The 7,975-nt window shown below is 49.0% G+C and carries 6 protein-coding genes; all 6 read left to right on the forward strand.

All coding sequences use genetic code 11. From position 1 onward, the window contains the following. The first annotated feature begins 162 nt into the window (after positions 1 to 162). The 6 genes from B2U90_RS10570 (at position 163) to carB (ending at position 7,750) form a co-directional block, all read left to right on the forward strand. On the forward strand, positions 163 to 1,338 hold the full coding sequence (locus B2U90_RS10570; RefSeq protein ID WP_292017740.1) for an iron-containing alcohol dehydrogenase: 1,176 nt from the start codon (positions 163 to 165) through the stop codon (positions 1,336 to 1,338). A gap of 68 nt (positions 1,339 to 1,406) precedes the next feature. Further along, positions 1,407 to 2,375 (forward strand): D-2-hydroxyacid dehydrogenase, encoded by a 969-nt coding sequence (locus tag B2U90_RS10575; protein WP_292017741.1) that lies wholly within the window; start codon positions 1,407 to 1,409, stop codon positions 2,373 to 2,375. 13 nt (positions 2,376 to 2,388) lie between these two features. Further along, complete coding sequence (locus B2U90_RS10580; RefSeq protein WP_201784356.1) at positions 2,389 to 3,264, forward strand: NAD(P)-dependent oxidoreductase; 876 nt, start codon at positions 2,389 to 2,391, stop codon at positions 3,262 to 3,264. 160 nt (positions 3,265 to 3,424) lie between these two features. Further along, positions 3,425 to 3,907, forward strand: a complete 483-nt coding sequence (locus tag B2U90_RS10585) for a MarR family winged helix-turn-helix transcriptional regulator (protein WP_059075774.1) — start codon at positions 3,425 to 3,427, stop codon at positions 3,905 to 3,907. Then, entirely contained in the window at positions 3,904 to 4,422 is a 519-nt protein-coding gene (locus tag B2U90_RS10590; RefSeq protein ID WP_292017742.1) for a GNAT family N-acetyltransferase, read from the forward strand. Before B2U90_RS10585 ends, B2U90_RS10590 begins: the two co-directional genes overlap by 4 nt. A gap of 118 nt (positions 4,423 to 4,540) precedes the next feature. Next, positions 4,541 to 7,750: a carbamoyl-phosphate synthase large subunit gene (gene carB, locus B2U90_RS10595; protein WP_292017743.1), complete on the forward strand. Its 3,210-nt coding sequence runs from the start codon at positions 4,541 to 4,543 to the stop codon at positions 7,748 to 7,750. Positions 7,751 to 7,975 lie beyond the last annotated feature (225 nt).

Raw genomic sequence — 7,975 nt, forward strand, 5'->3', positions numbered from 1 at the left:
CGTATTATTTCGGATTATAGGGGCATTTTTATCAGCAACTTTTTCAAGAATCTCACGTTTCTCTAATCGGACGGAGTTCCATAAAAAGCGCTTGCAGAAATGATGGTGGATAGGTACAATTTGGTTAGAGTACCGGTGATTATGAAACAAGGAGTGATGTTGATGTATAATTTTGAATTTTATGCTCCCACCCGGGTTGTCTTCGGCAGAGGAACGGAAAGCCAGGCGGGGGCACTCGTGAAAGAATATGGCGGTACGTCTGTTCTGATACACTACGGCGGAGGCAGTGCCGTCCGTTCTGGCCTGATCCAGCGGGTCAGACAGTCTCTGGATGAAGCCGGTGTTTCGTATGTCGAACTGGGCGGTGTCGTCCCCAATCCTCATTTATCACTGGTGTATCAGGGGATTGAACTGTGCCGGAAAGCCCATGTCGATTTCGTCCTGGCAGTGGGAGGCGGCAGCGTCATTGATTCAGCAAAGGCCATCGCCTATGGGCTGGCAAATGATGGGGATGTCTGGGATTTTTACTGCGGGAAACGCAAGCCCCAGGACTGTATGCCTGTAGGCTGCGTACTGACCATTGCCGCAGCGGGCAGTGAAATGAGCAATAGTTCGGTCATCACCAAAGAAGATGAAGGGCTTAAACGGTCGTGCAATACAAACCTGGCACGGGCAAAATTTGCCATTATGAATCCTGAGCTGACCATGACCCTGCCGGACTGGCAGACCCAGGCCGGGTGTACGGATATTATGATGCACACGATGGAACGATATTTTACGCAAGGTGGCAATATGGAAATTACCGATAGCATAGCGGAAGGATTACTCCGTACGGTAATGAAATATGCCGTCATTCTCCATGCACATCCGGAACAGTATGAAGCGCGGGCAGAAATCATGTGGGCCGGCAGCCTGTCTCATAACGGCCTCACGGGATGCGGCAATGACGGCGGCGATTTTTCCTGCCACAAACTGGAACATGAACTGAGCGGCATGTTTGATGTGACCCACGGGGCCGGCCTGGCAGCTATCTGGGGTACATGGGCACGATACGTCTATCGCGATTGCCTGCCACGGTTTGTGCGGTTTGCCAGACAGGTCATGGGTGTGTCCGAAGGTCCTGACGACAGGGTGGCTTTGGCGGGGATTGAACAGATGGAATCGTTTTATCATTCCATTGGAATGCCCATCTCTATTCACGAATTAGGCATCACTCCTACAGATGATCAGCTGAAGCAAATGGCTCGTCTGTGTGCCAGAGGGTGTGGCGGTCATCAGGGATCGGCAAAAGTTCTGGATGAAGAAGACATGTACCGCATATATAAAGCGGCACTGTAAACAGCCTGAAAATAAGTAAAATCGTTAATATGGAAAAGTATATTAGTGCATTTTTGAGGAGGATTTGTATGAAAATAGTAGTAGCTATGCCGGTGACAGAAGAACACAAAAAGTGGCTGAATGCAGCCGCCGGAGATTACCCGGTTTATTTTGCCGATAATCAGGCAGCCGTAGGTGCACAGGTACCGGAAGATGTATTGTCTGATACAGAAATCATCATAGGCAATCTGGATCCTGAACTGGTGAAGAAAGCACCGAATCTGCGCTGGATGCAGCTGAACAGTGCCGGGACTGGTGCGTATATAAAAAAAGGGGTCCTGCCGGAAGGGGCGGTCCTCACCAATGCGACCGGAGCCTACGGACTGGCACTGTCGGAACATATGCTGGCCCAGCTGCTGGCGATGATGAAGAAATTATATGCCTATTATGATAATCAGAAGCAAAGCCTTTGGAAAGACGAAGGACCGGTCACATCCGTATACGGGGCCCGGGCGCTGGTCATCGGGTTCGGCGATATCGGCAGTGAATTTGGCAAACGCCTGAAGGCTTTAGGGGCCCATGTGACGGGAATCCGCCGCCGCAGTACGGTAGTCCCGCCGGAAGCAGATGAAATGGGAACGATGGATAAACTGGATGACTATCTGGCTAAGGCGGATATTGTGGCAACCAGCCTGCCCGATACGCCGGCTACATACCATCTTTATAACAAGGAACGCTTCGCGGCGATGAAACAGGGAGCCTGGTTCCTCAATATCGGCCGCGGCAACTGTGTCGTTCAGGAAGATCTGATGGAAGCCGTGAAAGCGGGGCATCTGGCAGGTGCTGCTCTGGATGTGACCGATCCGGAACCGCTGCCGGCCGATGATCCTATGTGGCAGGTACCGGGGATTTATATTACACCCCACGTTTCCGGCGGATATCATCTGGCAGAAACGCACAACCGGATTGTGCAGATTGCCTGTGAAAACTTAGAGGCCTATTTCTATGGTGGCAAGATGAAAAATATCGTAGATTTTCAGACAGGCTATAAAAAATAGGGAGGCAAGGAATATGATTCAGACAATAGCTTTTATTGGTGTAGGTATTATGGGAAAACCGATGGTACGGAATCTCATGAAAGCCGGTTTTTCGTTACATATCTTTGCGCGGCACAAAGAAAAAGTCGAAGATGTCATTGCCGAAGGGGCTGCTTTTTATCATTCTATCAAGGAATGCGTGCAAGGGTGTGATGCGGTCATTACCATGGTCGGATTTCCAAAAGACGTAGAAGAAGTGTACTATGGAAAAGATAATATCTTTGATTCGGCCAAAAAAGGAGCGTATTTGATCGATTGCACGACATCCAGCCCGTCTCTGGCAGTCCGGCTTCACGAAGACGGCAGCGAAAAAGGATTTCATGTTCTGGATGTCCCCGTCACAGGTGGTGAAAGCGGGGCTATCAAAGGTATTTTGTCTATGCTGGTCGGCGGAGACAAGGAAGATTACGAAGCTTGCATGCCGATTTTCCAGGCTGTAGGCACCAATATTAATTACCAGGGCCAGGCGGGAAATGGCCAGCATGCCAAAATGGCTAATCAGATTCTCGTGGCCGGTGCCCTGAGCGGTGTCTGCGAAGCACTGGCCTATGGGAAGGCCCGTGGCATGGATTTGCAGGTATTATTTGACTCCCTGTCTACGGGAGCCGGCGGCAGTGCCCAGCTGTCTGCTCTCGGCCCCAAGATTCTTGCTGGAAATTATCAGCCGGGATTTTTTATCAAACATATCATCAAAGACTTAAAACTGGCTTCGCAGGAAGCGGATACATTGGGGCTGAAGCTGGATATGGTTCCAGAAGTACTGGCTGATTTTGAAGACCTGGCAGCCAAAGGACATGAAAACGAAGGATCCCAGGCTCTGATTAAACATTATATCGATATGGAAAAATAGCACGGTCTGTCCGTAGAACTGATGCGGAGGTAAGCTGGAGTTAAATGAACCTTTTTTCATTTTGCTCCAGCTTTCTTTTTAGGAAGATACGACTTGACAAATCACTCTATTCTTTCTATACTTTGCTTAGTTGAACTTTCAACTAAGCAGGAGGGATGAGATGATGACATTACAGAGTCTTTTATTGCGGGATATAGGAGCTATATACCGTAGTATCCAGTCTGTTATGGAGCTTAGGTTTCGTAATAAGCAGTTGCAGCGTGGGCAGTTTATTTTTTTGACGCGCATTTGTGAACATCCGGGTATTAAGCAGATTGAGCTGACACGGATGTGCCGCGTCGATAAAGGGACGACTGCCAAAGCCGTGCGCAAACTGATGGAAGCCGGCTATGTCCTGCGCAAACCTGATTCCCGGGACGGCCGGGCATGGAATCTGTTTCCTACGGTGAAAGCCGGGCAGGTATATGATGAAATCCTGGCGGAAGAAAACCGCGAGCTGGAAGTTTGTTTCCGAGGCATGTCGGCAGAAGAACGGCGTCTGCTATTGGGGCTGATAGAGCGTGTCCAGCAGTCAGTCGAAACAGACTGGCTATTATTTCATGAGTATAAGAATCCTTCTGATATAGGAAAGGGAGGCGTATGATGGAATTCAGGAAAGCACAGGAAAATGATACGATGCGCATTATGGAACTAATCCGGCAGGCCAAGGCTTTTTTAAAGGCAAACGGTGTCGATCAATGGCAGGATGGATATCCGGAACAAGAGGATATAGAAAGAGATATACGGGATGGAATCGGGTATGTCATGACTGATGACGGTATTATTATGGCTTATACGGGAATCGATTTCCGCGGGGAACCGGCTTATGACTCTTTAAAGGGAACATGGCTGAATGAGGAGCCGTATGCCGTCATTCACAGAACTGCCGTAGATAATGCTGTCAAAGGCAGGGGACTGGCGCAGCAGATCTTTGCCGAAACAGAACGGATTGCCCGGGAACGGGAAGTATATAATATCCGTATCGATACGGATGAAGACAATAAAATTATGCGGCACATCATTGAAAAAATGGGATTTACCTATTGTGGTGTTGTCATTTTTGCCAATAGTCCCAAGATTGCCTTCCAAAAATGCGTTTATCCGGACCGGGACCGGTAATAATCTGCAGAGAAATAGCCGGAGACACATGTTTGAGCGTTGCTTATCAGGATATAATATGATACCATTAATGTGAAATAGACATAATCATGTGCTATAACTGTGGGGAGAGATGAATATGGCCCAACGAAGAGATATTCAAAAAATAGTAGTTATTGGCTCCGGCCCGGCTGTCATTGGACAGGCTTCTGAATTTGATTATTCATGCACGCAGGCGTGTAAAGCTCTGCGCAGCCTGGGCTATGATGTCGTGCTCGTTGATTCCAATCCGGCAGCAGTTGTGACGGATCCATCTGTAGCAGATCATACTTATATTGAACCACTCAATGAAGAATGCCTGACGCGGGTGATTGAAAAGGAACGGCCCGACGCACTATTGCCCGGTATGGGCGGGCATCTTGCCATTCGTGTATGTGCCGGATTAAATAAAAAGGGAATCCTGGCACAATACGGAGTCCGTATTGCCGGCATACCGATGAATATTGTCGAAGGCGGAGAAAACCACATCGCATTTAAAAAGTCCATGGATGAATTGGGACTTCAGACTGCCCGGAGCATTGTCTGCTCCAGCGTCGAGGAAGTCCTGGCGGCGGCAGGTAAAATGGAATATCCCGTCGTACTCCGCCCTGCATATACATGTGGAGGCAGCGGAAGCGGCATAGCAGAGGATGAACTGTCGCTCCGGGCGCTTTGTGCCCGTACTCTGCAGTCCGGCCAGGCCCGGCAGGTCCTGGTTGAAGAGACGCTGACCGGGTGGAAAGAATTGGAACTGGTGGTGCTCCGTGATGCGGAACATGCCGTTGTGCCGGTGTGCTTTATGGAAAATCTGGACCCTGTGGGAATTCATACGGGGGATTCTGTTTCTGTGATTCCTATGCTGACTGTTCCGGAGGATGTACAAAAGGAAATTCAGCGTCAGGGAACCTTAATTGTGGAACATATGGGAATCATCGGCTGTGCTGATATAAAATTTGCCTGGAATCAGCAGGATGGCCGCGTAACTGTCATCTCCTTCAATCCACGGATGTCCCGTTCTTCTGTACTGGCTTCAAAGGTGACGGGGGTTCCCGTTGCCAGCATTTCAGCCAGACTGGCAGCCGGTCTGTTACTCCGGGAAATCCCCTGTGCTGACTGGGGAACGATGGATCAGTATCAGCCGGGGCATGGTCCGATAGCTGTAAAATTCCCGCGCTGGGATTTCCATCCCTATGATGGTGCCAAAGACATACTGGGAACGCAGATGCGGTCCATCGGTGAAGCGGTGGCACTGGGGAGAACCTTTAAAGAAGCATTGCAAAAAGTTGTCTGCTCGCTGGAACAGAAACGGTACGGACTGGGCCAGGATGAAATGTTCATGGCAATGACCCCGGATGAATTGATGCGAAAGTTAGCTGTTCCTTCATCGGAACGATACTTTATGATGTATGAAGCGCTTCGCAAGGGAGCTGCCCCGGAAGAAATACAAAAAATAACACAGGTTCATTCCTGGTTCATTACACAGATTAAAGAATTGGCGGATGAAGAAAATGCCCTCAGAGAATTGAAGGGGGCAATTCCCTCTGATGCGGTACTGGTACAGGCCAAGAAAAATGGATTTTCCGATGCCTGTCTGAGCCATATTCTGGAGGTGCCGGAAGATGCAATCCGCATACACCGGCAGTCGATTGCTCTGACGGAAAAATGGCAGGCTGTTTCCGTTAACAGCGCTATGCGGCAGACGGGCTGTTTTTCTACATACAATGGAGAAAATCAGCATATCGTACGGCAGGGGAAACCTAAAATTATCGTATTGGGGAGCGGTCCTGAACGTATTGGCCAAAGCGGGGAATCCGATTATGGATGTATCCGGGCTATGGCAGCGTTGAAAAAATCAGGATTTGAAACCATTATGGTCAATTGTGACCCGGCAGCTGTATCGACTGGAGAGGATGCTGCAGATACGGTGTATATTGAACCGCTGACAGTCGAACATGTACTGGAAATCTGCCGTCATGAAAAACCAGTCGGCGTCATCGGCCAGTTTGGAGGAAGGGCAGCAGAAAAACTTATAGTGGCTCTGCAGGCAGAAGGCGTGCATATTCTGGGAACGGACCCGGGCAGCCTGAATCTTGCCGGGGACTGGCACCAATTCCAGGACATGATGAACAAGATCGCTGTTCCTGTGCCAGAGTCTGGTTCAGCTGTCCAGCCAGAGGATGCGTTGCATGTAGCAGAACAGATAGGATATCCGGTGGTGCTGCATATAGGTGATTCCAAGACCATCATTCATGATCCGGCCACTCTGGAAACGGCGATGAAAAAGGCTGGTATTACGGCTGACTACCCTGTATATCTTGATCGTTTCCTGCACACGGCGCTGAAATGTGAAGCCGATGCCGTAAGCGATGGCAGACACGTATTTATACCGGCGGTCATGGAGCATATTGAACTGGCAGGGATTCACTCCGGAGATAGTGCCTGTGTCATTCCAAGCCGTCATATTGCCGGAGAAGCACTGAAGCAGATTCAGAAATATACGGAAAAAATAGCAGTGTCTTTCCACGTTATGGGGTTAATGAATATACGATATGCCATTGAAGATGACCAGGTATATGTCCTGGAAGTCAATCTGGGAGGGTCGCGTACGATGCCCCTGGTTTCCAAGCTATGCCATATCCCCTTGCCAGAACTGGCTGCAGAAATCATGACGCTGCCACTGACAGGGAAGGAATCGCCTGTTCCTTCGTTAACAGAAAGACATATTCCCTTTTATGGAGTTAAGGAATCCGTATTCCCGTTTGATATGTTCCCGGAAGTAGACCCCGTATTGGGACCGGAAATGCGTTCTACGGGTGAAGTATTGGGACTGGCAAAGACATCAGGTGAAGCGTTCTATAAGGCAGAAGAAGCGGCAGGGGGAACACTGCCTCTGGAAGGAGCTGTACTTATTTCCGTCAGTGATGCTGATAAACCCTATATCGCTGCAATTGCACAGGAATTCGCCGAAGATGATTTTGCTATCTATGCGACGGATAAGACATTTGAACTGCTGCAGGCGGCGTGTATCCCGGTCAAACGGGCGAACAAGCTGGGAGAAGGCAGCCCGAATATAGAAGACCTGATTGCCGATGGTACGGTTCAGATGGTAATCAATACGCCATCTGTGCGTAAAGATGCAGCTGATGATGATGGGGCCCTGCGTAAAGCAGCCGTCCGGGCTCATATTCCCTATGTGACTACCATTGTCGCGGCCAGAGCCAGCGTAGAAGGCATGCACCGCATGATTACTCATGGGCGCAGTCCCGTATTGTCATTGCAGGAATGGCAGCATACTATTACGGATAAGTGAAAAAAGAGGAAAATTTAATTATCAATTAAAGGAAGGGGCTGCTGTATTTTTCACGATACAGTGGCCTCTTTTGCTGTATAATGGCCTTGTCAGAGATAAATCAAAAGAAATGTCAAAAAAATTAGATTTTTTACTTGACATCAAACGAAGGATTTGGTAAGATATACAAGTCGTCGGGAGACAACAGAAACAAAGACGACGAGATGACCTTTGAAAACTGAACAA

Origin of the sequence: Megasphaera sp. UBA4233 (assembly GCF_002395615.1) — a bacterium.
Classification (GTDB): domain Bacteria; phylum Bacillota; class Negativicutes; order Veillonellales; family Megasphaeraceae; genus Megasphaera; species Megasphaera hexanoica.

What these genes read in the sequence shown, in the direction of transcription:
- B2U90_RS10570 (WP_292017740.1), top strand. Translation starts at nt 163, where the DNA reads ATGTATAATTTTGAATTTTATGCTCCCACCCGGGTTGTCTTCGGCAGA.
- B2U90_RS10575 (WP_292017741.1), top strand. Translation starts at nt 1,407, where the DNA reads ATGAAAATAGTAGTAGCTATGCCGGTGACAGAAGAACACAAAAAGTGG.
- B2U90_RS10580 (WP_201784356.1), top strand. Translation starts at nt 2,389, where the DNA reads ATGATTCAGACAATAGCTTTTATTGGTGTAGGTATTATGGGAAAACCG.
- B2U90_RS10585 (WP_059075774.1), top strand. Translation starts at nt 3,425, where the DNA reads ATGATGACATTACAGAGTCTTTTATTGCGGGATATAGGAGCTATATAC.
- B2U90_RS10590 (WP_292017742.1), top strand. Translation starts at nt 3,904, where the DNA reads ATGATGGAATTCAGGAAAGCACAGGAAAATGATACGATGCGCATTATG.
- carB (WP_292017743.1), top strand. Translation starts at nt 4,541, where the DNA reads ATGGCCCAACGAAGAGATATTCAAAAAATAGTAGTTATTGGCTCCGGC.